The 25,848-nt window shown below is 67.2% G+C and carries 23 protein-coding genes and 1 pseudogene; 15 read left to right on the top strand and 9 right to left on the bottom strand.

Annotated features, from left to right (window positions below):
- On the top strand, nucleotides 1-1,140 hold the full coding sequence (locus tag NOV74_RS14925) for a metallophosphoesterase (protein WP_257314132.1): 1,140 nt from the start codon (nucleotides 1-3) through the stop codon (nucleotides 1,138-1,140).
- Between the two features lie 576 nt (nucleotides 1,141-1,716).
- Here the strand turns inward: NOV74_RS14925 and aat are convergent.
- From aat to NOV74_RS14965, 9 genes and pseudogenes are all read right to left on the bottom strand, one after another.
- Complete coding sequence (gene aat, locus NOV74_RS14930; protein WP_257314135.1) at nucleotides 1,717-2,403, bottom strand: leucyl/phenylalanyl-tRNA--protein transferase; 687 nt, start codon at nucleotides 2,401-2,403, stop codon at nucleotides 1,717-1,719.
- A complete protein-coding gene (gene clpA / locus NOV74_RS14935; RefSeq protein WP_257314138.1) occupies nucleotides 2,385-4,640 on the bottom strand; it encodes an ATP-dependent Clp protease ATP-binding subunit ClpA in 2,256 nt (751 codons plus the stop codon). Before clpA ends, aat begins: the two co-directional genes overlap by 19 nt.
- A 155-nt stretch (nucleotides 4,641-4,795) precedes the next feature.
- Nucleotides 4,796-5,113, bottom strand: coding sequence for an ATP-dependent Clp protease adaptor ClpS (locus NOV74_RS14940; protein ID WP_257314140.1), 318 nt, complete (start codon nucleotides 5,111-5,113; stop codon nucleotides 4,796-4,798).
- A gap of 51 nt (nucleotides 5,114-5,164) precedes the next feature.
- Nucleotides 5,165-6,613 (bottom strand): hypothetical protein, encoded by a 1,449-nt coding sequence (locus NOV74_RS14945; RefSeq protein WP_257314143.1) that lies wholly within the window; start codon nucleotides 6,611-6,613, stop codon nucleotides 5,165-5,167.
- Nucleotides 6,614-6,670: 57 nt separating this feature from the next.
- Nucleotides 6,671-7,282: a HEAT repeat domain-containing protein gene (locus tag NOV74_RS14950; RefSeq protein ID WP_257314146.1), complete on the bottom strand. Its 612-nt coding sequence runs from the start codon at nucleotides 7,280-7,282 to the stop codon at nucleotides 6,671-6,673.
- 30 nt (nucleotides 7,283-7,312) lie between these two features.
- Nucleotides 7,313-7,411: pseudogene (locus NOV74_RS15515) on the bottom strand (zf-HC2 domain-containing protein); the annotation flags it as partial.
- Nucleotides 7,408-7,935 carry an RNA polymerase sigma factor gene (locus NOV74_RS14955; protein ID WP_257314149.1) on the bottom strand — a complete coding sequence of 176 codons (528 nt, stop codon included), beginning with the start codon at nucleotides 7,933-7,935 and terminating at the stop codon, nucleotides 7,408-7,410. The pseudogene NOV74_RS15515 and the gene NOV74_RS14955, both read right to left, overlap by 4 nt.
- A gap of 132 nt (nucleotides 7,936-8,067) precedes the next feature.
- Nucleotides 8,068-8,415 carry a PqqD family protein gene (locus tag NOV74_RS14960; RefSeq protein ID WP_257314152.1) on the bottom strand — a complete coding sequence of 116 codons (348 nt, stop codon included), beginning with the start codon at nucleotides 8,413-8,415 and terminating at the stop codon, nucleotides 8,068-8,070.
- 101 nt (nucleotides 8,416-8,516) lie between these two features.
- Nucleotides 8,517-10,631 carry an OPT family oligopeptide transporter gene (locus NOV74_RS14965; protein WP_257314154.1) on the bottom strand — a complete coding sequence of 705 codons (2,115 nt, stop codon included), beginning with the start codon at nucleotides 10,629-10,631 and terminating at the stop codon, nucleotides 8,517-8,519.
- A gap of 83 nt (nucleotides 10,632-10,714) precedes the next feature.
- Here NOV74_RS14965 and NOV74_RS14970 point away from each other — a divergent pair, with 83 nt between their 5' ends.
- The 14 genes from NOV74_RS14970 (at nucleotide 10,715) to NOV74_RS15035 (ending at nucleotide 25,848) form a co-directional block, all read left to right on the top strand.
- Nucleotides 10,715-11,482: a TrmH family RNA methyltransferase gene (locus NOV74_RS14970; RefSeq protein ID WP_257314157.1), complete on the top strand. Its 768-nt coding sequence runs from the start codon at nucleotides 10,715-10,717 to the stop codon at nucleotides 11,480-11,482.
- The gene (gene lnt / locus NOV74_RS14975; protein ID WP_257314160.1) at nucleotides 11,479-12,987 is read left to right on the top strand and encodes an apolipoprotein N-acyltransferase; all 1,509 of its coding nucleotides are present in this window, start codon (nucleotides 11,479-11,481) and stop codon (nucleotides 12,985-12,987) included. The genes NOV74_RS14970 and lnt overlap by 4 nt, the downstream gene beginning before the upstream one ends.
- On the top strand, nucleotides 12,987-13,487 hold the full coding sequence (locus tag NOV74_RS14980) for a GNAT family N-acetyltransferase (RefSeq protein ID WP_257314163.1): 501 nt from the start codon (nucleotides 12,987-12,989) through the stop codon (nucleotides 13,485-13,487). Before lnt ends, NOV74_RS14980 begins: the two co-directional genes overlap by 1 nt.
- Nucleotides 13,484-14,107 carry a Maf family protein gene (locus NOV74_RS14985; RefSeq protein WP_257314165.1) on the top strand — a complete coding sequence of 208 codons (624 nt, stop codon included), beginning with the start codon at nucleotides 13,484-13,486 and terminating at the stop codon, nucleotides 14,105-14,107. The genes NOV74_RS14980 and NOV74_RS14985 overlap by 4 nt, the downstream gene beginning before the upstream one ends.
- A 509-nt stretch (nucleotides 14,108-14,616) precedes the next feature.
- Nucleotides 14,617-15,180, top strand: coding sequence for a cytochrome c3 family protein (locus tag NOV74_RS14990; protein WP_257314168.1), 564 nt, complete (start codon nucleotides 14,617-14,619; stop codon nucleotides 15,178-15,180).
- 17 nt (nucleotides 15,181-15,197) lie between these two features.
- Nucleotides 15,198-15,392 (top strand): hypothetical protein, encoded by a 195-nt coding sequence (locus tag NOV74_RS14995; protein WP_257314171.1) that lies wholly within the window; start codon nucleotides 15,198-15,200, stop codon nucleotides 15,390-15,392.
- Between the two features lie 4 nt (nucleotides 15,393-15,396).
- A complete protein-coding gene (locus NOV74_RS15000) occupies nucleotides 15,397-18,408 on the top strand; it encodes a TAT-variant-translocated molybdopterin oxidoreductase (RefSeq protein WP_257314172.1) in 3,012 nt (1,003 codons plus the stop codon).
- On the top strand, nucleotides 18,398-19,804 hold the full coding sequence (gene nrfD, locus NOV74_RS15005) for an NrfD/PsrC family molybdoenzyme membrane anchor subunit (protein ID WP_257314174.1): 1,407 nt from the start codon (nucleotides 18,398-18,400) through the stop codon (nucleotides 19,802-19,804). The genes NOV74_RS15000 and nrfD overlap by 11 nt, the downstream gene beginning before the upstream one ends.
- The gene (locus tag NOV74_RS15010; protein ID WP_257314176.1) at nucleotides 19,797-20,939 is read left to right on the top strand and encodes a quinol:electron acceptor oxidoreductase subunit ActD; all 1,143 of its coding nucleotides are present in this window, start codon (nucleotides 19,797-19,799) and stop codon (nucleotides 20,937-20,939) included. Before nrfD ends, NOV74_RS15010 begins: the two co-directional genes overlap by 8 nt.
- On the top strand, nucleotides 20,936-22,081 hold the full coding sequence (locus NOV74_RS15015) for a class-II aminoacyl-tRNA synthetase family protein (protein WP_257314178.1): 1,146 nt from the start codon (nucleotides 20,936-20,938) through the stop codon (nucleotides 22,079-22,081). The genes NOV74_RS15010 and NOV74_RS15015 overlap by 4 nt, the downstream gene beginning before the upstream one ends.
- A complete protein-coding gene (locus NOV74_RS15020; RefSeq protein WP_257314180.1) occupies nucleotides 22,078-22,782 on the top strand; it encodes a c-type cytochrome in 705 nt (234 codons plus the stop codon). The genes NOV74_RS15015 and NOV74_RS15020 overlap by 4 nt, the downstream gene beginning before the upstream one ends.
- A complete protein-coding gene (locus tag NOV74_RS15025) occupies nucleotides 22,779-23,633 on the top strand; it encodes an SCO family protein (RefSeq protein WP_257314182.1) in 855 nt (284 codons plus the stop codon). Before NOV74_RS15020 ends, NOV74_RS15025 begins: the two co-directional genes overlap by 4 nt.
- Complete coding sequence (locus NOV74_RS15030) at nucleotides 23,630-25,249, top strand: cytochrome c oxidase subunit I (protein WP_257314185.1); 1,620 nt, start codon at nucleotides 23,630-23,632, stop codon at nucleotides 25,247-25,249. The genes NOV74_RS15025 and NOV74_RS15030 overlap by 4 nt, the downstream gene beginning before the upstream one ends.
- Nucleotides 25,246-25,848, top strand: coding sequence for a cytochrome c oxidase subunit 3 family protein (locus NOV74_RS15035; protein WP_257314188.1), 603 nt, complete (start codon nucleotides 25,246-25,248; stop codon nucleotides 25,846-25,848). Before NOV74_RS15030 ends, NOV74_RS15035 begins: the two co-directional genes overlap by 4 nt.

Raw genomic sequence — 25,848 nt, forward strand, 5'->3', positions numbered from 1 at the left:
TTGTTCATCGGCCTCCTCCTTCTGGTCTCGGCCCTGGTGCTGGCCTACGTGGCCTGGCGCACCGCCTCGGTTCCCTGGTTCGCACACGGGTCGCGGCAGCGTCTCAAGGCCACCTTCGCGGGGGACTGGGTCCTGATGGTCGCCGGGGGGATCCTGGGACATGAGGCCGCCTTCCCCGGCGCGGGCTGGGTGGCCCTCGCGGGCATGACCCTGCTGGGCCTCCTCTTTTTCGCCTGCGTCAGCCTCCTGGCCGTGGATCTGGCCACGGGGTTCGGCCTGTGGTTCCGCGCCGCGGCGCCCCGCCTGCGCGGCTGGGCCCTCCTGGCCAGCCTCGGCTTGGCCGGCCTCGCGACCGTCCAGGGCCTGCGCCCGCCTGAAGTCGTGGCCTACGAGGTAGGCCTGCGCGGCCTGCCACCGGAGCGGGACGGCCTCGTGGTGGCGGCCCTGTCGGACCTCCATGTGGGCGCCATCCTGGGGCCGGGCTGGCTGGTGGCCCGGGTGGCGCAGGTCCAGGCCCTGAAGCCCGACCTGGTGGTGCTCCTCGGCGACACCTTCGAAGGCCACGGCCGGCCCGACCCCCGCTCGATCCAGGCCCTGGGCGGTCTGCAGGCCCCCCTGGGCGTCTGGGGGGTGGATGGGAACCACGAGCACTACGGGGTCACCGGGGCTCCCCTGGAAGCGGCGGGGGTGCGGGTCCTCCGGAACGACGTCGCCAGCCCCGTGCCCGGCCTGGTCCTGGCTGGCCGGGCGGATGCCGGCCGGAGCCTCCGCCAAGCCGCCTGGTCCATTCCCCGGGACCGCCCGGCCGGCGCCCTGGTGCTGCTGTCCCACCGGCCCACCCGGCTGGCACTGGCGGCGAACTCGGGCGTGGGGCTCATGCTCTCGGGCCACACGCATGCCGGCCAGATCTGGCCCTTCGGAACCCTCGTGGCGAGGGTCTATCGCACCCTGGCCGGACGGGCCCAGGTGGGGGACATGACCCTGATCGTCAGCCGCGGCACCGGCACCTGGGGCCCGCGCATGCGACTGTGGCGGCGGGGCGAGATCAGCCTGATCCGGCTGCGGTCGGCGGGGCAAGCCGCCCCGAGGGAAGGAACCACCCTGGAGACACCGAGCGCGAAGGGAAGACACGGAGAATAGCCTGTCGCCACCGATTTCGCCGATGGCGGTGATGGCGCCCTGGAAGTCCCTCGCCTGGGCCGGCCGAGGGCCGCTTCCGGCTGCGCCGGAAGTCGCGGGGGGGGGGCCCGGGGGGGGCCACCCCCGGGGGGGGCGGGCAAGGGCCCCCCCCCGGGGGCCCCACTGCGCTGGGACAGAGCCCGTTCTTCATCCTTTCGATCACTGGAATCACTAAACTTGCTTATCGGCGAGCCTCAGCCTGAAAGTCTGAAACCGCAGAGGTCGCAGATGGGCGCAGAAAAGGCGTCCATCTGCGGAGATTTGCGGAGGAGCCGAGGAAAGCGGAGGAAAGGACCATGCACCTGGCGCTCCAGCCAGGACATCCGGGCCTCCGGCCCCAGGTCGCGCTTCGCACCGCCCGCAGAGGGTGTCCGCAGTGAGCCCGGCTCCTTCTGCGCCCTCTGTATGCGCCCAACGGGCGCTTCTGTGCCTTCTGTGTTCCTGCTTTTCTGGCTGAGATACGCCGATAATCAGATCACTGAAATCGGTGGCCAAAAAAGGCTCTTTGCTTTTTTAAGGCAAGTGGCTCGTAGACGTTCACACCGGCTCGGCCGACCAGCTCCCACTCCGTTCTGGCCAGCGCAGGGCCTCAGCCAGTTCTTCCAGGAACAGGGCGCGGGGCACGACCTGGAAGCCGTAGCCGGTCAGGCCCTCGTGGGGCAACTGGCCGTCGATCATCGAGAAACCCCAGGTCTGAAGCCGGACGTCCAGGGCCGCCAAGGCAGCGCGGCTGGCTTCGGGCTCTAGGCTGAACATGCTCTCGCCGAAGAAGGCCCGGCCCAGCGACACGCCGTAGAGGCCGCCCTGCAGCTCGCCGTCCCGCCAGGCCTCCACGCTGTGGGCATGGCCCGCGCGGTGCAGCGCGACGTAGGCCTCCCGCATCTCCGGCGTGATCCAGGTGCCGTCCTGACCCAGGCGCGGCACGGCGGAGCAGTGCCCGATGATCTCCACGAAGGCCGTGTCGAAGCGGATCTCGAAGGGGCGGTGGCGCAGGCTCCGGCGGGTGCGGGCCGACAGGTGCAGGTGGCCGGGGCGCAGCAGGGCCCGCTCCGGCGGCGACCACCAGAGGAGAGGATCACCCTCGCCGTACCAGGGGAAGATGCCGCTGCGGTAGGCCAGCAGAAGGCGCTCCACGCTGAGGTCGCCACCAATGGCCAGCAGGCCGTCCTCCGCCAGCTCCGGGTCCGGAAAGAGCAGGCGCTCCGTCAGCCGAAAGACAGGCACAGCCGGCCGTCCTTGAGGTCCACGGTGGCCTTCCCGCCCTTGGCCAGCGGTCCGAAGAGGATGGCCTCCGCCAGGGGCCGGCGCAGCTCGCGCTCGATGAGCCGGGCCATGGGCCGGGCGCCGAAGGCCGGGTCGTAGCCCTTTTCCGCCAGCCAGGCCCGCGCAGGGGGCGTGCAGACGAGGCTGACGCCCTTTTCCTTGAGCTGCTCCTCCAGCTCCCGCAGATGCTTGTCCGCCACGCGCTCCATCTCCGGCCGGCCCAGGGGCGCGAACTGGAGGATGGCGTCGAGGCGGTTGCGGAACTCGGGGCTGAAGGCCTTTTCGATGGTGCCGGTGGCCGAGCGCCGACCGCCGGCCTCGGCGAAGCCCACCTGCCGGGCCGAGAGCTCGCGGGCGCCCACGTTGGTGGTCATCACCAGCACCGTGTGGCGGAAGTCCGCGCTGCGGCCGTGGCTGTCCGTGAGGGCGGCGTGGTCCATCACCTGGAGCAGGATGCCGAAAAGGTCCGGGTGGGCCTTCTCCAACTCGTCCAGCAGCAGCACGGCATGAGGCTGCTTGCGGATGGCGTCGGTCAGCAGGCCGCCCTCCTCGTAGCCCACGTACCCGGGCGGCGCGCCGATGAGCCGCGCCACCGTGTGCTTCTCCTGGTACTCGCTCATGTCGAAGCGCAGGAAGGCGATGCCCAGGGCCTTCGCCAGCTGCTTGGCCAGCTCCGTCTTCCCCACACCCGTGGGTCCGGCGAAGAGGAAGCAGCCCATGGGCTTCAGCGGATCCCGCAGGCCGGAGCGGGCCAGCTTGATGGCGCCGGCGACGGCCTCGCACGCCGCATCCTGGCCGTAGATCTGGCCCGTGAGGGCGCCCTCCAGGTTCGCCAGGGCCTCGCGGTCATCCGCGCTCACCGAGTTGACGGGCACCCGCGCCATGCGGGCCACCACGGCTTCAATCTCCAGGGATCCGATCTTCTTCGCCCGGTCCTTCTTCGGCAGCAGCTTCTGGGCGGCCCCGGCCTCGTCCACCACGTCCAGGGCGCTGTCTGGCAGCTTGCGGTCCGGCAGGTGCTTGGACGCCAAGCGCACGGCGGCTTCCAGGGCCTCGTCCGAGTACTTCACACCGTGATGGGATTCGTAGGCCGCCTTCAGACCCTGGAGCACACCCAGGGCGTCCTCCGCGGAAGGCTCATTCACCTCCACCACCTGGAAGCGGCGGGCCAGCGCCCGATCCCGGTCCAGGGAGCCCTTCAGATCCTGGAAGGTGGTGGCGCCGATGCAGCGCAGATCGCCGGACGCGAGGGCGGGCTTCAGCAGGTTGGCCGCATCCATGGCGCCGCCGCTGGTGGCGCCCGCGCCCACCAGCGTGTGCAGCTCGTCCACGAAGAGGATGGCGCCGGGCTCGTCGGCCAGGGCCTTCAGCACCGCCTTGAGGCGCTCCTCGAAGTCGCCCCGGTAGCGGCTGCCGGCCAGCAGGGCGCCCAGGTCCAGGGCGAAGATGCGGGCGTGCTTCAGGGGTTCCGGCACCTTCTTCTCGTGGATGCGGCGCGCCAGGCCCTCCACGATGGCGGTCTTGCCCACGCCGGGCTCGCCCACCAGCAGGGGGTTGTTCTTCCGGCGCCGGCAGAGCACCTGCGCCATGCGCGTGATCTCGGCGTCGCGGCCCACCAGGGGATCCAGTCGCCCCGCCGCGGCCCGAGCCACCAGATCCGTGGCATAGGCCTCCAACGGGTTCTCGGCCACGGTGCCCTCTTCTTCCGGCTCTTCTTCCACCTGCTTTTTCCCGGAGGTCTTCGCCTTCGCCGCCGCGGGCCCATGGCTCAGCACCTTGAGCAGGGCCAGCCGCTTCACGCCGTGCTTCTCCATCAGATGACGTGCGTGGCTGGCTTCCTCCTCCAGGAAAGCCGGCAGCAGCTCGCTGCCACGGACCTCCTTCTGCCCGGCGCTGAAGGCATGGACCAGGGCCCGCTCCACCACCCGCACGAAGCCCAGGGTGCTGTGGGGCTGGACCTCCTCGCCCTCGGGGACGGGCTCGAACAGGCGCTCCAGGGCTAATTCCAGGTCGCGGCGCAGGGCGTCCAGCTTCACCCCGCAGGCCTTGAGGGCCTTGGCAGCCTGGGCGTCGTCCAGCAGGGCCAACAGCAGGTGCTCGAGGGCCACGTCCTCGTGGCGGCGGGCCTTGGCCAGCTCGAAGGCCCGCTGGAACCCCTTGTTCAGGTCCGCGCTGATGCTGGGGGACTCAGGACTCATGGAGATCCCCAGAAAAGGACAACTGATCACCACCAAGACACCAGAATTCGGTTTGTCTCGCGTCTCCGTTACGCGGATACCGAGAAGACACCAAGAACTGTCTTTTCTTTTCTTGGTGCCTTGGTGTCTGGGTGGTGAGTATTTCTTCTTTCTGCTCAGGCATCTTCCGCCTCCACGGTCAGCAGCAGGGGGAAGCCTTCGCGTTCGGCCAGCTGGCGGCCACGCTCGGCGCGGGTCTCGGCCACGTCCTTGGTGTAGACGCCCGCCACGCCCACGCCCGCCTTGTGGACGGCCAGCATGATGACCGTGGCTTCGGGCTCGGCCTTGCGGAAGACCGTCTTCAGCAGCCACACCACGAACTCCTGCGTGGTGTAGTCATCGTTGTGGAGGAGCACCTTCCACAGGCCGGGCTCTTTCACCTTCGCCCGCTGGCGGGTGAGGACCTGGCCCGCCTCCTTCGACTGCCTGGCCATGGATGACCCCTCCGGGGCATCAGGATAGCGGGTCCATTGCGGGAAGGACCGTCAGGAGGGTCCCGAGCCCAATTTCCGATGAGCCAGCCTTGCGCCCACTCCTAGGTGGGAACTGGGCACGCCATGGATCGCCCACACCCAATCTCCCTCTCGTATGGCATCTTTGCCATGGCCGATCTGGCCCCCTTCGTCCGTCCCATTCCAGCCAAGGCTGTAGAGGACATAGCCCCCATCTTGCGTTCGCCGATAATGCAGAGGGTTCCCACCAATCACATCGGAAGGGATGTGGGTTCCGATCTCAGCAAGCTGTTCGGGAAAGGCGTGTCTGGCCCGGCGATATCGCTCCAGTTCGCAGGCGATCCAGGCATGAGCGAAATCCATTTGAAAGCGGGCTGCCCGTATATTTTGAGCGGCCAGAGCCGGGCCCAAATCTGACACGAGGAAGGTATACGGGTTACTGCCACTTTTGGAATGGACCATCAGCGCGGCTTCCTGCCGCCGCGGATCAATGCGGTGGGCAGCGATTTCCAGTGGATCAGAGACGATCTCCTGAATGCCGCGGGACCCCCGCACTGCGTTCTGCAAGATCCAGCCCCGCGGAATGGCCAGGTGGCGGAGGAACGCCATCACATGGCCAGGGCGGCTGGACCCATCAAGAGAAGAATTAGGATACGGGGTCCACGCCCAAGGCGCTTCCCCAGCCACCTGTAACCAGAGTGCGCTCATGCCAGCCTGCTCCAATCGCCAGCTCCTGTCCAGGGAGGCGAGGAAGTCCGTTTTCGCCAGCATCTCCTGTAGTTCGGCAAGCTGCGGGTCGGTCCAGGCGTGCGCATCCATCCCTTCCCAGATGGGCTGAAGCGCGAGGTTGGCCAAAGCCATATGCAGAAGCTGACAAAGCAGAATGGGTTCCCTTTCGAAATGGTTGGCCATCCTCAGAAGGGTGGTTACATCCTGGAAAGCCGCCTCGTTCCGTCCGTCCCGCAGGGCTGCAAGGGCCCGAAACTGCAGCATCCGCCCTGCCGCCCGGAAGCCGGACAAGTTCGGTACCTGCAGGTCGTCGGGGAAATGCGCATAGTCGATCGCCAGTCGGCAGCCTGGCCTCGCGGCCGCCATTCCGACCTCATCAAGGACCTTCTGATAGGACCCCAAGCCTTTCGGCACATCCCCGCCCGGGAAAGCCGCAGCGTAGGCTTCCAGATCCATGTGCCTCGCTTCCCGCCAGTCGGCCTTCCAATCCGGCCAATTGGCCGGAAGCGTCAGAAGGGGATGAGTCCCCTGGATGGCGGCGGCAATGCGAGGGATTGCGGCGAAATTCTCGTCATCCGGAACCGCCGGAGGGACATAGCTGGTGCGGTCGAAACGATAGCCCTCAGCTTCCTGTTCCTTCTGCCAAGCCGCCCAAGCCCGGTTCCCTCGCCAGTTCTCTACGACATGGAAAAGCACGAGGAGGGCCAGAAGGCCGCCAAGAGCATACAGGGTCCGTCGCATTAGGGTTTTCATGGGGGCTCCAAGAAATGAGTCGTTCTTTTCAGTGAATACCCCACTGCCCGGAAAGGGTTACAAGGACCGCCCTTCAAGCTGTGTCTGTACCCGGCGGACTACTTGAGGATCGGTGCCGGGAGCGTGCAGAAGGGTTTTCAACGCATCCAGAGCCCGCTGCTCTCGCAGAGCTCCAAGCAGGTCCACCAGAGCCAGCTGGACCCGTGTTGATGTCTGCCGGGGCAGGGAAGCGATCAGGTGCTCCCGAACCTTTGGTTGACGGCCGAACAGGTAGAGCGCATCCACAGCTGCGAGCCGCACGGATTCGCTGGGATCCTTATCCAACAGATCCAGCATCGCCTCGGCGGGAGCAGGGTCCTCGGAATCGCCCTGGGAAGCGAGCATGATGCCAGCCATGCGCAGGCTTGGTCCGCCCTGGTGCAGCAGCGTGAAATCCGACCCGCGAGCCAGGCTTGTGATGTCGCTCCCACCGTGGGCCAGATAGCCGCCAAGGAAGCCGCCTCCGAGCAATAGCGCCGCAGCCGCAGCTTGGGGAAGCAGCTTCCACGGATGTCCCGAACGAGGATGGGGCGCCTCCGCCGCTTGCTCCAGTGCCTGGTAGAAGCGATTCCGCAGGGTGGGGCTCGGCTTCTCCAGCGGAAGCCCGTCCAATCGGAGCAGCAGCGCCATCAAATCGGCGGCCTCCTCCTGGCATTCCGGACAGGTCTCCAGGTGGGCTTGGAGAGCCACGCGGTCGACGGGGTCTAGGCCATCAACCAAGAGGCCAGGAAAACACTTCTCCGCCTCAGCGCAGTTCATGAGAGGCCTCCCTGCAAATCCATGAAGACCGCTCTCAGCTCCTTCAAGGCTCGATGGACCTGGACCTTCACATTTCCGACACTGCACGCCATCAAGCCCGCCAAGTCCTTGTAGGCCAGATCTGGATTCCTGGAGAGCAGGAGGAGCTCACGCTTGGTTGGATCGAGACGTTCAAGCGCCCACTTCAACCGGGCGGCATCCTGGCCCCGCATCAGGTGAATTTCAGCCCCGTCCAGATCATCGGGAATCCTCTCCTGGAGTCCCTCCAGTGGCAGATGGGCTCGAAGTGTCTGCAGGTGGTCACGGTGGACATTCCGGGCGATCTGCCACATCCAGGGGGCGAAGGGTGCGCCGGGGCGATAGCTGGATCGGTACCGCAGGAGGCGCAGAAACACGTCCTGCACGAGATCCTCGCTTAACCCGCGCTGCCCGGTCAGGCGCAAGAAGAAGTTAAAAAGGTGCAGGTGATGACGCTCGAAGACCAGGGCCAGTCGCTCCACACGACCCTCCCGGACCTGGGCCATGACTTCAGCATCCTCCACTGGCGAGTCTCCCTGGATCTATCTACCGGGGTCGGCGGGAATGGTTACATGGGTTTGGCCATCGAGTCGGAGAAGCCACGACCTGGCCATCCATCCTGTTGGGCGGATTGACGCCTATGCCCGCCCTTTCCCTTCGAGCCTCACGAACCCGCCCCTCGCTAGCTCCCGGACGAACAAGGCCGTCCGCAAGACCGTGTCCGGTTCCCCAGGGAAGGCGGCGGCGATGGCCTGGACCACCTCCGCCACGGTGCGAACCCCGTCGCAGGCCTGCCATACGGCCGTGCCGCGGGCATCGAGCTTCACGCGGAAGTTGGGTCGCTTCATCAGCCGAACCACCCAGCCCCAGCGTGGCGACAGGATCTTGGGCCGGATCAGCACCAGGTTTCCGCCCTCGCCGGGCTCTGAGGCCAGGGCCTGGACTGGCACGAGGGCGAGGAAGGATTCATCGGGGAAGGTCGTCATGGTTTGCGTTCCGATGGGGAGGTGAAAGCGAAGGCCCGGCTAAGCCGGGCCTTCGCGCGGGGGTCCGGGGGTGTGCGCGCAGCGCGGAACCCCGGAGGACATCAGAAATTCGCACTCGGTGGCGCAGGCTCGTCGGCTTCGCCGGCGTTGGCCAGGGGCACCCGGATCAGGTAGACGGCGATGCCGGCCAGGATCAGCAGGCTGATCCAGAACATGCCCGGGTCGGCGAAGACCTTGTACTTCACCTCGAAGAAGGCGAAGGACGCGAAGAGCAGGCCCACCAGGGCCTCGCCGGCGATGAGGCCTGCGGCCAGCAGGACGCCGTTGTTCTCCACCCGCACCTTCTGGGCCTCGTTGAGGCCCCGCTTGGCGCCGATCATCTCCACGGCGCCCTTGATGAGGCCGCCGAGGAAGATGGCGAAGGTGGTCTCCAACGGCAGGTACATGCCCACCGACACCAGCATGGGGCTCTTCACCTGCATGAGGATGAAGGCGAGGCCCATCATCATGCCGACGATGATGAGCGGCCAGGCCATCTTGCCTTCCACGATGCCCTTGCTGAGCAGGGCCATGAGGCCGGCCTGGGGCGCGGCGAGCTGCTTGGAGCCGAAGCCGGCATCCAGGGAGAGCACGGCCTTCTTCTGATCCGCGGGCAGCTGCTTCACCTGCTCCAGGGTGTAGGTCTGACCGTCGGGCGCCGTGACGATCTGCACCTGCTGGGCGGTCAGCTCGGCGATGCGCTTGGTGCCCTGGGCGGAGATGTCGCCTTCGTGCAGCACCATGAGGGGGATGAACAGCACCACGGAGGCCAGGGCCACGCCGATGAGGTCGCCCATCTCCATGCGCCACGGGGTGCCGCCCAGGATGTGCCCGGCCTTGAGGTCCTGCAGCATCTCACCGGCCACGGCCGCGCTCACGCAGACCACCGCGGCCACGCCCAGAACGGCAGCGACGCCCTCCTTGCCCTTCACGCCGAGGAGCACCATGACGAGGGCGGTGATCACCAGGGCCGTCAGAGTCAGGCCGGAGATCGGGTTGTTGCTCGAGCCCATGATGCCGACCAGGTAGCCGCTGATGGCCGCGAAGAAGAAGCCCAGGATCACCACCACCAGGGCCGCCACGAAGGAGACCAGCGGGCTCACCTGGAAGATGCGCCAGGTGATGAAGAACGTCACCAGGGCGGCGAAACCGAGGCCGAGCAGGACGTAGCTGAAGGACAGGTCCTTGTTGACGCGGTCCACCACGTGTTCGCCGGCGGCGGCCTTCTTCATGTCCGAGACGGAGCGGGTGAGGCCCGTGGCGAGGCTCTTGCGCATCTTGAAGAGGGTGAAGCCGGCGCCCACGAGCATGCCGCCGATGGCGATGGGGCGGACGATGAACTTCCACACGGAATACGACAGGGAGATCCAGTCACCTTGGGAGGCACCGTCAGGCAGGACGCCAGGCGCCAGGAAGTAGGTGATGATGGGCACCAGCAGTCCCCAGGCGATGATGCCGCCGGAGAAGTTCAGGGCGCCGAGCTTGGGCCCGATGATGTAGCCCACGCCCATGTAGGCGGGGCTGATGCCGGGGGAGCTGAGCAGCATGCCGCCTGCCACCTTGGCCTTCCAGGTGCCGACGAGGTTGATGGTGGTGGTCTTGAAGGCCACGAACCGCTCCCAGGTGCTGGCGAAGATCGAGATCTGCACCAGGGCCTGGATGACAGCGCCGATGCCCATGGCGCCGAACAGGAACTTCGTGCCGCTGCCCCCGCGGGCGCCGGCCTTGTGGATCTCAGCGGCGGCCACGCTCTCGGGATAGGGCAGCTCGGCGTCCTCCACCATCACGCGGCGGAGCAGGGCCACGAACATGATGCCCAGCACGCCGCCCGCGAACATGATGAGGGCACTGGTGACGTAGTTGCCGGCCGTGAAGAACTTGGGCCAGATGCCGCTGATGGCGAAGGCCGGAATGGTGAAGATGGCGCCGGCGGCCACGGACTCGCCGATGCTGCCGACGGTTCGGGCCATGTTCTCTTCCAGGATGGTGCCCTTCATCAGCTTGATGAGGGCCATGCCGATGACCGCCGCCGGATAGGTGGCGGCGATGGTCATGCCGGCCTTCAAGCCGAGGTAGGCGTTGGCGGAACCCAGCACCACGGCCATGACAAGGCCGATGAGCACCGCCCGCAGGGAGAACTCCCGCAGGTTCTGGTCGGAGGGGACAAAGGGTTGCATTGGTGCTCCTGAAAAGGCACGTAGGAAGAAAAGAAAGGTCGGATGGAGCGGTTAGTCTAATACATTGCGGATTTCCCCATCCCATGACTCCCGCCCTCACCAGCAAGGCCAACCCGCGCTTCAGAGACCTCCTGGCCCGCCTCCGGCCCAGCGGGGCCCGGCGTGAGGCCACGCTGCTGCTGGGCGCGAAGCTCATCGAGACCTGGGCCGAAGCCCGACAGACCACCGCCGGAAAACGCCTGCGCCCAGCCCTCTGGATGAGGTTGCAACAGACCACTCCCCATCGGCTCGAGGCCGCCCTGGGCGTGGAGTCGCTGGTCCTGGGCGAAACCCTCATGCGGGAGCTGGCCGACGCGGGCAGCCCCCCGGAGCACGCCCTGCTGATGGACCTGGGGTCCGAGCCTGCTGGGCCCTTGGCCGAGCGCGTCATCGGCGCCTGGGGCATCCAGGATCCCGGCAACCTCGGCGCCATCCTCCGCAGCGGTGCCGCCTTCGGCTTCCAGGAAGCCCTGCTGGGGCCCGGCTGCGCCGACCCGTTCAGCCCCAAGGCCCTGCGGGGCAGCATGGGCGCCGCCTTCCTCCTGCCCCTGCGCCGGATGGAGAAACTGGAACACGATCAGGGCCACTGGTATGCCCTTGATGGGGGCCCCGGTGCGGTGCCCCTGGCCGAGGCCGACCTCTCTGAACCCGTGCGCCTGTGGGTGGGCAACGAGGGGCACGGCTGGCAGGGGGTCGCCCTGCCCGAGGGCGTCCAGCGCCTCGCCATTCCCATCCAGGACATGGAAAGCCTCAACGCCGCCGTGGCCGCGGGGATCGCGTGCTACGAAGTCGCCCGGAGATCCTTGCGTTGACCCGTTCCACCCTCCTCCGCCCCCTCGAAACCGCCGTCCTGGCGGGGATCTTCGTGCTGGCCTTCCGCTTCCCCGGCGCCCTGGGGGGCTGGCTGGAGCCAGTCATGGCGCTGCTCTTCCCCCTGCTGTTGCTGGAGGGCCTGTTCAAGGGGCGCCACGCGATCTGGACCTGGGCGGCCATCCTGGCGGGCCTCCTCCTTCTTTATGCCTGGGTGCCCCAGACCCTCGCCTCCAAGGGCGGCCTGCCCTTCGGCCTGGCCCTGCTGGGAACGGTGCTGCTGAGCCTCTGGGAGGCCACGGGGCTCTGGCTGGTGGCCCTGGGTTCGCGCTGGGCCTTCCGGCGCATCGGAGCCCTGGGCGCGGCCTGCGTCGCGGCCCTCCTCCTGCTCGGCTGGGAAGCCTGGGGGTTCCACGTCTACCCCTGGACCTGGGGCGCGGCCTTCGGCTCCTTCCCATGGACAGCCCGGTCCGCGGCCTTCCTGGGCGCGTCGGGCCTCTCGGCCCTGGCCTGGGGCGCAGGAGCCTGGACGGCGGCCCAATTGGCCCACGGTGCCCCCCTGCGCCGCACGCTGGCGGGACCGGCCTTCGCGGTGGGGCTCATGGTCCTCCTGGGCGGGGCCTGGTTCCTCCTGCCGCGGGCAGCGGAACGGTCCCTGGACGTGGCCATGATCCAGCCCAACTTCCCTGCGGGTGAGCGTTGGCCCGGCATGGAGACCGAGATGTGGCGGCGCAGCGATGCCTTGCTCAAGGCCCAGGGCTGGCCCCGCGCCGGGCGCGCCACCCTGCTGCTGTGGCCCGAAAGCTCGGTACTCGGCCGGGACGACCGCCGTGCCGATGCGCGGTTGGCCGCCGAGGCTGCTTCCCGCGGCGTGGCCTGGCTCTTCGGGACCGAGGGCGGTCTCTACAACCTGGTGCGGGGCGAAGCCGCTGGCCGGCCCTCCTTCATCTTCGCCAAGACGGAGCCCATGCCCTTCGGCGAGCGCACGCCGGGCCCCGCGGCCTTCCGCCGGTGGCTGGACGGGAAGATGGGCTTCGTGTCCCAGGAAGCTGGGGAGCTCAAGGAAGGCTGCGCCTTCGCCGTGCCGACCCCCACTGGTGATCTGCGCGTGCATCCGCTCATCTGCAGCGAAGCCCTCCTCCCCGGGCGCACCCGCCGGGGCTTCGAGCTGGGCCACGCGGACCTGCTGAGCAATCACACCAACGACGGCTGGTTTGATCGCAGCATCGCCACGGACCTGCACGCTGCGCAGATCCGGCTCCGGGCCACGGAGCTGGGCGTGCCCCTGCTGCGCGCCACGCTCACCGGCAAGTCCGGCGTATTCCACGAGGACGGCCACTTCGAGCTCTGGGGCGAGCCTCTCAGCGAAGGTGCCTACGCGGTGGAGCTGCGCTGGCGTCCCGTCCGCACCCCGGCGCGCTCGGCGTGGTTGCTCACGGGATTGATGGCGGTACTGGCTGGTGCGACCCTCCTGCTAGGATGGAAGGTCCTGCCCCGGAAGGCCTGATGGACCGTGATTTCCTCGTACCTGAGCCGTTGACGACCCCCCACGGCACCGTGGCCTTCTTCGACGAGACCTGGAGCGTGGATCCCCGCGAGCTCCAGATCTTCTTCCAGGCGGAAGAGGTCTACTGGACCGCGGACCGCACCATCGGGCAGTGGCGGCGGCTGCTGGCCTGCTCCCGTCTCCTGACGGCCCGGCTCGTGCCTGAAGGCCATCGGGGGGGCCGTTTGGTGGGCGCCACGCGCCTCTGGTCCGACCATGCCTACGAAGCCAAGCTCTACGATGTGGTGACGGCCCGGGACCTGATGGGCCAGGGCATCGCCTCCGAGCTGGTGAAATGGGCCCTGCGGCACCCCTGGGCCGGCGAGGTGCAGCGGTACGTCCTGGAGACCCGGGACGCCGCCGATTTCTACCCCCGGTTCGGGTTCCGCCTGGGGCAGGACGCCGACAGCTTCCACATGCGGGTGGGGATCGCCGAACTCGAAGAGCGGGGTCTGCGGTGAACGAGACCCGGCCCGGCCTGCCGGAAACAGCCCTGAAACCCCTGATCCTGGCCAGCAGCAGCCCGCGCCGCCGCCATTGGCTGGAGGCCATGCGCATCCCTTTCGAGATCCAGGTTCCCGAAGTGGACGAGACACCCCTGCTGGACGAGGAACCCGGCGACCTGGTGCTGCGCCTGGCGGAACTGAAAGCCGAAGTGGTGGCTCACCGTCACCCCGATCGCTGGGTCATGGCCGCGGACACCACCGTGGCGGTGGACCACCACACGCTGAACAAGCCCGTGGATGTGGAGGACGCCGTGCGGATGCTGACCCTGATCCAGGGCCGGGCCCACCAGGTGCATACGGGCCTCTGCCTGCAGCGGAACGACGCTGTCCATAGCTTCGTGGACACGGCCCAGGTGGTCTTCCGGCCCCTCACCGAGGCGCAGATCCGCTGGTATATCCACACCCGCGAGCCCATGGACAAGGCGGGCTCGTACGCCATCCAGGGCATTGGGGCCCTGTTTATCGAGGGCGTGGAAGGCAGCTTTTCCACCGTCATGGGCCTGCCCGTGGAGCGCCTGGGCGACCTGTTCTTCCAGCTGGGCCTTCTCCGGCCCTGGCTGGGCCTGCCGCAGTAGCCGGCCTGAGCCAACGCCAAGGTCTGAAATGGCTGGCAAAGAAGAGGTTCTGGGCAGGAATCTCGGCCATGGCCTGCCCTCCTGAGCATCGGAGGGAGTGGGCACGGGCCGTCAGCACCCGCCCTGGAGGAAATCGCCCCTTTGAGGGAGCCTTAGATAGACCACCAGAAAATCCCCTAAATGTCTGGAACTTCCTCAGAAAAAATAGGTAAACAATCTAGGTCCACTGATCTATCATCGTGACTTGCGACACAATCCATCAGAATTGTCGCCCCAGTGGGCCCTGCCCCCTGGTTTGGAATGTGGTTCGGTTTCTTGTTCCAGACAACATTCCACCGACACCCCCCGGCGGAGGCGCCGGATTGCGGGGAGACCCTTTCCCGAACCTCGGCGCGTGCCAGAATCTCCGCAACCCACACCCTCCAGACCCGGCCCGCATCCACCCGTCCCACTGTTCCCGATGGCCCTCCCGCTCCCTTCGTGAGACCGCGTTTTCCATGGGGTTGTGCATGCACCTATTTGATCGAGCGTTCCGCTTCGTCCTGCCGGCCGGGGGGGTGGCGGTCCTGCTGACGGTACTGGCCGTGGGCTGGTTCACCCAGCCGGACCGCTTCGCCAAGGGCTATGCCCCCGAGCAGCCCATCCCCTTCTCCCACGAGCTGCACGCCGGCACCCTCCGGATGCAGTGCCAGTACTGCCACTCCGGCGTGGACAAGTCCCGGGTGGCGGGCATCCCGAGCGTGGATCTCTGCATGGGTTGTCACAAAGTGACCAGGACCGACCGGCCGGCCATCCAGAAGCTGACGCAGATGGCCAACTCCGGCCAGCCCCTCCTCTGGCAGCGGGTCCATACCCTGCCGGACCACGTCTATTTCGACCACCGACCCCACGTGAATGCGGGCATCACGTGTCAGAGCTGCCACGGCGAGGTGCAGACCATGAAGGTGCTCACCCGCGAGATGGGCATGCGCATGGGCAACTGCCTGGCCTGCCACCGGGATCCCCACGCCGCGCTGCCCGCCGGCTCCAAGATCACCAGGGGCGCCGAGAATTGCGCCGCCTGCCACCGCTAGACCGGGAGCTCTGGACGATGGCCGACGACACCCGCAAGCCCATGTTCAACCGCTTGGCCGCCCTGGTGGCGGGCCCCTTCCTGCTGGGGCGGGAGGCCGTGAGCCTCGCCTTCCGGCCGGACAAGGACGGGCCACCGGAGACGCCCCCAAAGTTGACGCCCAGCCGCATCACCGTCACCCCCCCCGAACACGCCATCAAGCGCCGCGGATGACCCGATGAAGACACGACTTCCCGAACACGGCCCCCTTGAGACCCCCCGCTTCTGGCGGACCCTCGAAGAGCGCATCGAGACGCCCGAGGCCCAGCAGGCCGCCCACGACGAGTTCCTGCCCGGCGCCATCCCGCCATCCTTCAACATGGGCCCGGACTACAACGATGTCCACGGCCTGCCGCCCCAGAGCGGCGTCTCCCGGCGCGACTTCCTGGGCCTGGTGAGCGCGGCCGCCGCGCTGGCCGCCACCGTGGCCTGCGACCGCAAGGGCCAGGGCACCGTGGTGCCCTACACCAAGCGCCCCGTCGAGGTGATCCCCGGCGTGGCCAACTACTACGCCAGCGCCCACCAGGAAGGCCGCCGCGTCTATCCCGTGCTGGTGAAGACGCGCGAGGGCCGCCCGATTCACCTCACGGGCAACGACGAACACCCCGGCGTGAAGGGCAAGACCAGCCCCCGCACCATGGCCGACGTGCTGCGCCTCTACGATCCCGATCGCCTGCGCGCCCCGAAGGCCAGTGGCCGCGTGGTGAGCTGGGCCGAGGCAGAAGGTCATCTCCACGCCGCGCTCACTGGAGCCAAGGCCGCCGGCAAGCCTGTGCTCCTCATCTCCGGCGCGGTGGCTTCGCCCAGCCGCAAGGCCCTGCTGGCGGACCTCAAGACTGCCCTACCCACCCTGGAGCACCTGGCCTACGAACCCGCCGCCGGTGACGCGGTCGAGGTGGCCGCCCTGGCCAGCTTCGGGCAGGCCGTGGACCTCCAGCCACGGCTGGCCAAGGCCAAGGTCATCCTGTCCCTTGGCGCGGACTTCCTCAATGGCGAGGATCCGGAAGCGCTTGGCGCCTGGGGCGCCAAGCGGAGGTTGAAAAGCGCGCAGGAGTCCATCAACCGCCTCTGGGTGCTGGAAGGCCCCCTGACGCTGACGGGCACCAATGCAGATGAGCGGGTTCCTGTTTCACCCTCGCGCCTTGGCGCCATGGCTTTCGCCCTGGCGAAAGAACTGGCAGGCAAGGGCGTCGCACTGCCCGCAGGCACAGATCTATCCGGGGTTTCCACGGGCGCGCCCGCGGAAATTCCGCAGGCTACCTGGGCCAGCCTCGTGAAGGATCTCAAGGCCGCAGGTCGTCAGGCCGTGGTTCTCTGCGGGGCCCAGATGCCCGCCGAGGTGCACCAGGCCGCGCATCTGCTGAATGCCATGCTGGGTTCCGAGGCCGTCGCGGCCATCCCGGCCGAGCCCCTGGCCACCGTGAAGGAGCTCGAAACCGCCGTCCAGGGCATGGCGGCGGGCCGCTTCGCCGCCGTCCTCTTCTGGGATGTGAACCCTGCCTACACCTTCCCGCAGGCCGCCGCCTGGAAAGATGCTGTGGCCAAGGTGCCCGTCCGGGCCTGGATCGGCCAGGTGGAAGATGAGACCGCCGCCCAGTGCCAGTTGCTGCTGCCCGAAAACCACTGGCTGGAGAGCTGGGGCGACTTCAGCACGCCCAGCGCTGCCGTCCTGCAGCAGCCCACCATCGGCACGCTCTACGACACCCGCCAGGGCGAGGACGTCCTGCTGGATGTCCTCAAGGCCCTCGGCGCCGCCGTTCCCGACGGCTACCACGCCTACCTGCAGGCCCGGTGGAAGAAGGAGCTGCCCTTCGGCACGTCCTTCGAGCAGGCCCTCCATGACGGCCTGGTGAAGGGCGAGGCCAAGGCCTCCGCGCCTTCGTTCAAGGGCGCCTCCGTGGCCGCCGCCGCCAAGCGGGCCGCCGCAAGCAGGGCCGAGGGCCTGGAGCTGGTGCTCTTCCCCGGCTTCGCCACCCACGATGGCCGCCACGCCAACAACAGCTGGCTCCAGGAAACGCCGGACCCCATCTCGAAGATGACCTGGGACAACCCGGTGGCCGTGTCCGTGCAGGATGCCAAGGCCCTGGGCATCGAAGAGGGAGATCTGGTCAACCTGTCCCTGGACGGCATCACCCTGAAGCTGCCCGCGGTCATCCAGCCCGGCCAGGCCCAGGGCGTGCTGGCCCTGGCCCTCGGCTACGGCCGCACCACCGGCGGCGTGGCCAAGGGCATGGGCGTCAATGCCTTCCCCCTGGTGGGCCTGGAGCCCGCCAGCACCCACGTGCGCAGCGGCGCAAGGCTGGCCAAGGCGGGCGGCAAGAAGACCCTCTCCCGCACCCAGAGCCACCATCGCATGGAGGGCCGCGACCTCGTCCGCTCGCTCACCATGGACGAGTTCGCCCACGATCCCCAGGGTCACCACCACCGGCCCGAACTGGTGACGCTCTACGAAGAGCAGCGGTTCCCGGACCACAAGTGGGGCATGGTCATCGATCTGGCGGCCTGCGTAGGCTGCTCTGCCTGCATGGTGGCCTGCCAGTCCGAGAACAACGTGGCCACCGTGGGACCCGAGCAGGTGGCCCGGGGCCGCGAGATGCACTGGATCCGCATCGACCGCTACTACGAGGGCGAGCTGGAGAACCCGAAGGTGGTGCACCAGCCGATGCTGTGCCAGCACTGCGACAACGCGCCCTGCGAGAACGTGTGCCCAGTGAACGCCACGAATCACAGCGCTGAAGGTCTCAACCAGATGGCCTACAACCGCTGCGTGGGCACCCGCTACTGCGCCAACAACTGCCCCTACAAGGTGCGGCGCTTCAATTTCCTCGAGTACACCGCCTTCAAGACCGAGCCCGAGACCCTGGTCTACAACCCCGAGGTCACGGTCCGGCCCCGCGGCATCATGGAAAAGTGCTCCTTCTGCGTCCAGCGCATCAACGACGGGAAGATCCGCGCCAAGGGTGAGGGCCGCGCCATCCTCGACGGCGAGATCACCACCGCCTGCATGGCCGGCTGCCCCTCGGACGCCATCGTGTTCGGCGACCTGAAGGATCCCAAGAGCAAGGTCTCCCAGCTGGTGGCCGCCACCCGCGCCTACCGCGTGCTGGAGGAGCTGGGCGTCAAGCCCGCCATCACCTACCTGGCCGATCTGAAGAATCCCGCTCTTGAGGGAGGTCACCATGAAGCCTGATGCCGCCATCCTGTCCGGCGACATCCCGGAGGCCCTGATCGAGCCGGCCCTCACCGTGGGTGTGGTCACGCCCGGCAGCCTGGACGATCAGGTGCTGGCCTTCCCCGAGACCCGGCCCCCGAAGCAGTGGTACATCGGCCTGGCCGTCACCCTCACGGCCCTCATCATCGGCGTCGGCTGCATCGGCTACGTCTTCGTCACCGGCATCGGCGCCTGGGGCAACACCAGCCCCGTGTTCTGGGCCTTCGACATCATCAACTTCGTGTTCTGGGTAGGCATTGGCCACGCCGGCACGCTGATCTCGGCCATCCTCTTCCTGTTCCGCAAGCGCTGGCGCAACGCCATTGCGCGCTTCGCCGAGGCCATGACCATCTTCGCGGTCATCTGCGCCGTGATCTTCCCCCTGATCCACATCGGCCGGCCCTGGCTGGCCTACTGGCTGTTCCCCTACCCGAACCAGCGGGCCCTCTGGACCAACTTCCGCTCGCCCCTGCTCTGGGACGTCTTCGCGGTGAACACCTACTTCTCCGTGTCCGCGATGTTCTGGTACCTGGGCCTGATCCCCGACATCGCCTCCATGCGCGACCGGGCGACCGGCAAGGTCCGGAAGGTCATCTACACCGTGCTGGCCATGGGCTGGCGCGGTGCCGCCTCCCACTGGCAGCACTACGAAAAAGCCTACCTGCTGTTGGCGGGCCTGGCCACGGGCCTGGTGCTCTCCGTGCACTCGGTGGTGAGCTTCGACTTCGCCACCTCCGTGGTGCCCGGCTGGCACATGACCATCTTCCCGCCCTACTTCGTGGCGGGCGCCATCTTCGCCGGTTTCGCCATGGTGGTGATGGTGCTGGTGGTCGTCCGCGAGACCATGCAGCTCAAGAACCTCATCACCATGCGCCACCTGGACGTGATGAACAAGGTCATCCTCGCCATGAGCTGCCTCATGGGCTACAGCTACATGATGGAGGGCTTCACGGCCTGGTACTCGATGAACGAGTACCTCCACCACAGCTTCATGAACATCATCAGCGGCACCTACGGCTGGGCCGGGTGGGTCACCATCAGCTGCAACATCTTCATCCCGCAGATCCTCTGGTTCAAGAAGGCCCGCGCCAGCTACTTCTGGATGATCCTGGTGGCCGTGGGCGTGACCATCGGCATGTGGTTCGAGCGCTTCGTCATCATCGTGGTCTCGCTGCACCAGGACTACCTGCCCTCCGCGTGGCGCATCTACAAACCGACCATGATCGACTTCGGCGTCCTCCTGGGCACCTTCGGGATCTTCTTCACGCTCGTCCTGCTCTTCGCCCGGGTGCTCCCAGTCATCGCCACCACCGAGGTGAAGGCGATCCTCCCCGGCGCCCAGCCCTCTCACCATGGAGACGACCACCATGTCTGAGACCTCGTATTCGGTTCTCGGCGTCTTCGACACGCCCGATGCCTTGATGCAGGCCATCCCCAAGGTGCGCGCCAGCAAGCTGGGCACCGTGGAGGCCTACACGCCCTACGCCATCCACGGCATCGAGGAGGCCCTGGGCCTGCGCCGCTCGCCCCTGGGCGGCATGGTGCTGGTGATGGGCATCCTGGGCGCCATCACAGCCTTCGGCTTCCAGTACTGGATCAGCGCCATCGACTACCCGATCATCACCGGCGGCAAGTCGGCCGGATCCTGGGAAGCCTTCATCCCCATCATGTTCGAAGTGACGGTGCTCTTCGCCACCTTCACGGCGGGTCTGGGAATGCTGTTCCTCCTGAACAAGCTGCCCTTCTTCGGCCACCCGGTGCTCTCGTCCAAGTCCATCAAGGGCATCACGAGGGACCGCTACGTCGTGGCCCTGGAGGCCGAGAGCGAGGCCTTCGACAGCGCCGCCGCCGCCCAGGTCCTCCGTGCGGCCGGCGCCATCGAGGTCGAAGTCCTGCCCGCGCCGGACCGCAGCCCCTTCCTCACCAGCGACTACATCCTGCGGACCCTGGGTGGCATCTTCACCGCCTGCGTGGTGGCCGGGCTGGCGATGTACTTCGCCACCAAGTGGTTCCCCGTGCTGGCCCCCATGAAGTACATCCAGGACCAGCCTCGGCTGGATGCCCAGAAGGCCTCCAGCTTCTTCAAGGACGGTCACGGCATGCAGCAGCCCGTCGCGGGCACCGTGGCCCGGGGCTACCTGCCCACGGCCACGGGCACCCAGGAGGAGGCGGCCTCGCTGGTGAACCCGCTGCCGCGCACGCCGGAGGTCTTCGCCCTCGGGAAGAAGGTCTTCACCAACCGCTGCGAGGTGTGCCACGGCGCCCTGGCCAACGGCGTCGGCAGCCTGACGGCGGCCTACGGGGCCAAGCCTGCCAACCTGCAGGCCCAGCAGTTCCTGGATTATCCCGACGGCAAGATCTACTGGGCCATCGTGAACGGCAAGAACGCCATGCCCTCCCACGCCCCCTACCTCTCCGAGCGGGAGCGCTGGGCCGTGGTCGATTACGTGCGCGCCCTCCAGCGCGCCCAGAACGCCAAGGATGAGGATCTGAAGGTGGCCACCCGATGAGCCAGACCAAGAACACTGCCAACCTGCTCTGGGGCGCCGTGGCCCTGGGCGCCCTGGGCGTCCTCGGCACCTATGCCGCCGCCGGCCCCGAGCGCTTCTGGGCCAATTGGATCCTCTGGTTCGTGCTGCTCATCACCCTGGGCCTGGGGTCGCTGTTCATCGTGGCCCTGGAGCACCTCGTCAGTGCCAAGTGGAGCGTCCCCATCCGGCGCATTCCCGAGCGTCTGGCCACCGTCCTCATTCCCGCGGTCCCCATCGGCCTCATCGCCCTGGCGGCCCTCCCCGTGCTCTACCCCGGTTCCCGGCCCGAGGCGGCCCGGCACCCGCTGCTGGCCGGCAAGGCCTTCTGGCTGAGCCTGCCCTTTTTCTCCGTGCGCACGGTGATCTCCTTCGTCCTCTGCATCCTCGGCCTCTGGTTGCTGGTGGGCGGCTCCCTCAAGCAGGACACCACGAAGGACCCCGCCTTCAACTTCCGGGCCCGCAAGTTCGCGCCAGCCTTCATGGCCATCTTCGCCCTGGTGATCACCCTGATCGCCTTCGACTGGCTCTCCGGCCTCACGCCCGAGTGGTACAGCGACATCTTCGGCGTCTACGTCTTCGCCGGCGCCTTCCTCAGCGGCCTGGCGGCCACGGCCCTCGCGATCCTGCACCTTCAGGATCAGGGCCGGCTGGAGGGCGTGCGGGGCGACCACCTCTACAACCTGGGGGGCTTCCTTTTCGCCTTCACGGTGTTCTGGTCCTACATCGGCTTCGCCCAGTACATGCTCATGTGGTACGCGAACCTGCCGGATGAGGTCATCTGGTACAAGGTGCGCCTCCAGGGCTCCTGGCACCTCATCACGCTGGTCCTGGCTGGCCTGCACTTCGTGCTGCCCTTCTTCGCCCTGGTGACCCGGGATTCCAAGAAGGACCCCCGGCGCCTGAGGCGCGTGGCCTACCTGATGCTCGGGGCGCATGTGCTTGACATCTACTGGCTCATCTTCCCCATCCTCGGCACGCCACGCCTCTCCTGGCCCGAGCTCAGCTTCGCCCTCTTCTTCCTGGGCGGGATCCTCCTCTGGGTCCGCGGCGCCATGCAGAAGGGTGAGGACATGCCCATCGGCGATCCCTTCCTCCGCGAGGGCCTGGAGTTCCGCCTATGAAGATCCACGATTACCTCTCCCCCGAAGAGCTGAAGCGCCTGCTGTCCGCCCTGCTGCTGGTGGTCTGCTTCATCACGATCGTCGCCTTCTTCGGCTTCACCGTGCTGCCAGGTCTGCGCTACCAGGCCTACACGCAGCCTGACGCCGTGCCCATCCAGGCCGTGCAGGGCGAAACCGGCTGGCTGGATCCCACGGACTACCCCGCCCAGGCCCGCCAGATCATCCCGCCCATCGATCCCAAGACCGTGATGACCCCCAATCCGGCCCTCATGGCCCGCGGCAAGGCGATCTTCGCGCAGACCTGCGCCACCTGCCATGGCCCCGAGGGCAAAGGCGATGGACCGGCAGGAAAGGGCCTCAACCCCATGCCCCGCAACTTCACGCAAAACGCGGGCTGGAAGAACGGCACCCGCATTGAGGACATCTACAAGACCCTGAACGAGGGCATCAAGGGCAGCTCCATGGTGGCCTACACGGATCTCTCGAAACGGGACCGCATGGCCCTCGTCCACGTCGTGCAGTCGCTGGGCGCCTTCGACCACGGCGCCAGCGATCCGAAGGCCACCGCCGCGCTGGAGAAGCTCTTCGCCAGCGCCGGTGAAGTCATCCCCAACCGCATCCCCGTCGCCCGCGCCGTGGACATTCTCTGCCGCGAGTACGCCGAGGCCCACCCCCAACCTCGGACGGAGGCCCGGCCATGAAGCTCCGCCAGATCCACTCAATCCTTTCACCTCTGGCCTTTGCCGCAGCGCTCCTGTGCGCCCCCGCCCAGGCCCAGGCCCCCAAGCCGCCTCCGGTTCCCGCTCCCAGACCCGTCGAGGGTCCGGCTACCCCTTCCTTCACCCCCCAGGAAGTGGGCATCGACGAGAAGCTCGGCGCCACGGTGCCTCTTGACCTGGTCCTGAATGGCGAAGACGGCCAGCCCGTCACCCTCCGCCAGCTCATCGACAAGCCCACCATCCTGACCCTGAATTACTTCCGTTGCGCCGGCATCTGCACCCCCCAACTCAACGGCGTGGTTGAAGTGCTCAACCGCACCCAGGCCGAGCCCGGGAAGGATTTCCAGGTCATCACGGTCAGCTTCGACGGGCGGGACACGCCCGAGATGGCCGCCCAGAAGCGCACCAACTACCTGGGCGAGCTCACGCGGCCCTTCCCCCCGGCCGCCTGGCGGTTCCTCACGGGCCCCGCGGCCACCACTCACGCCCTGGCCGATGCTGTCGGTTTCAAATACAAGCAGGTGGGCGAGGACTTCGTCCACGCCGCCGCCATCATCTTCCTCAGCCCCCAAGGCAAGGTGACGCGCTACATGTACGGCGTGACCTACCTGCCGGCGGACCTCCAGCTGGCCGCCCAGGAAGCCGCCCGCGGCGAGGCCCAGCCCACCATCAACAAGTTCCTGAAGTTCTGCTTCAGCTATGACCCCGCGGGGCGCAAGTACGTCCTGAACACCACCAGCATCGGCGCCACCGTCATCATCCTGGCCGCCCTGATCTTCGTGGTCGCCCTCATCCGCCGGGGCCGCAAGACCAAGCCAGAGGAGACCGAATGACCACCCACGCCGCCACTCCCCAGCCGAGTTATCTGGTGGACACCGGCTCGCGCAAAGGCCTCCTGGCCTGGCTGACCTCCACCGACCACAAGCGCGTCGGGGTGCTCTACCTCGTGTCGATGCTCAGTTTCTTCTTCGTCGGCGTAGGCATCGGCTTCGTCATGCGCCTGGTGCAGCTGACCCCCTTCCAGCACCTGATCACCGCCCGGACCTACAACGCCCTGTTCACGGTCCACGGCGTGATCATGATCTTCCTGTTCGTCATCCCCGGCCTGCCCGCCGTCTTCGGGAACTTCTTCCTGCCGATCCTGATCGGCGCCAAGGACGTGGCCTTCCCACGCCTCAACCTGGCGTCCTGGTACTTCTTCATGATCGGGGCCACCCTGGCCGTGCTGTCGCTGTTCACCGGCGGCGGCGCGCCCGACACGGGCTGGACCTTCTATGCACCCTTCAGCCTGAAGACAGGCACCAACGTGAGCCTGGCGGTGTTCGGCGCCTTTGTGCTGGGCTTCTCGTCCATGCTCACGGGCATCAACTTCATCACCACCATCCACCGGCTGCGGGCGCCGGGCATGAAGTGGTTCCGCATGCCGCTCATGTGCTGGGCCCTGTACTCCACCTCCTGGATCCAGCTCCTGGCTACGCCCATCCTGGCCATCACGCTGGTGCTCGTCATCCTCGAACGGTTCTTCGGCATCGGCATCTTCGATCCCGCCAAGGGCGGCGACCCCCTGCTCTACCAGCACCTGTTCTGGATCTACTCGCACCCAGCGGTCTACATCATGATCCTGCCGGCCATGGGCGCCATCACCGAGATCATCCCCACCTTCGCCAAGCGCACCATCTTCGGCTACAAGGCCATCGCGTTCTCCAGCATGGCCATCGCCGGTGTGGGCAGCCTGGTCTGGGCTCACCACATGTTCACCTCCGGCATGAGCAACCTGGCCACCATGATCTTCTCGCTGCTGACGATGATCGTGGCCGTGCCTAGCGCCATCAAGGTCTTCAACTGGGTCGCCACCCTCTACAAGGGCAGCATCGACTTCCAGCCGCCCCTGCTCTTCGCCCTCACCTTCATCTTCCTCTTCGCCATCGGCGGCCTCACGGGCGTCATGCAGGGGGCATTGGCCATCAACGTGCACATCCACGACACCTACTTCATCGTGGGCCACTTCCACTACGTGATGTTCGGCGGCACCGGCTTCGCGTTCTTCGCGGCCCTGCTCTACTGGTTCCCCAAGATGTTCGGGAAGATGTACTCCAAGAAGGCCATCTACGCCGCCTGGTTTCCCATGTTCATCGGCTTCAACATGCTCTACTTCGGCATGCTGATCCTCGGCATGATGGGCATGCCCCGCCGCTACTTCGTCCACCTGCCGCAGTTCCACACCATGCATGTGGTGGCCACCGTCGGCAGCTGGTTCCTGGTGCTGGGCCTCCTCGCCTTCTTCGGAACGCTGCTCTACGCGCTCTTCAAGGGCGAGAAGGCCGAGGACAACCCCTGGGGCGGCGTGACGCTGGAATGGACCATCCCCAGCCCGCCCCCCAAGGAGAACTTCGACACCATCCCCACCATCACCCACGGCCCCTACCACTTTGAGCAGGAGTCCCAATGAGCGAGCACGTCCATCGCGACGACTTTGGCGCCCGGCTCGGCATGTGGCTGTTCCTGGTGACGGAGATCGTCCTGTTCGGCGGCCTCTTCATCGGCTACTCCTACATGCGGTACAAGTACCCGGTCGACTTCCACCACGGCGGCGCCGAGCTGAACGCCACCCTGGGCGTCATCAACACCGTGGTGCTGCTGACCAGCAGCCTCACGGTGGTGCTCGCCATCGTGGCCATCCAGCGGGCCGAGAAGAAGCGGGCGATGGCTTTCCTCAGCACCACCCTGGTCCTGGGCGTCACGTTCCTGATCATCAAGTCCTTCGAGTGGGCCGCCAAGTTCCACCACGGCCTCTATCCGAGCGCTCCCCACCTGGCCACGCTGCCCCCAGGCGAGCAGGTCTTCTTCGGCCTCTACTTCACGATGACCGGCCTCCACGGACTCCACGTCATCGCCGGACTCTCGGTCCTGAGCGTCATGCTCTGGTGGGTGGCCACGGACCGCATCCGCCCGGACCGCTACATCCACCTGGAGAACAGCGGCCTCTACTGGCATCTGGTGGACGTCATCTGGATCTTCCTCCTCCCGCTGTTCTACCTGGCCGCGTAA

This window comes from Geothrix fuzhouensis, from assembly GCF_024609325.1.
GTDB lineage: Bacteria > Acidobacteriota > Holophagae > Holophagales > Holophagaceae > Geothrix > Geothrix fuzhouensis.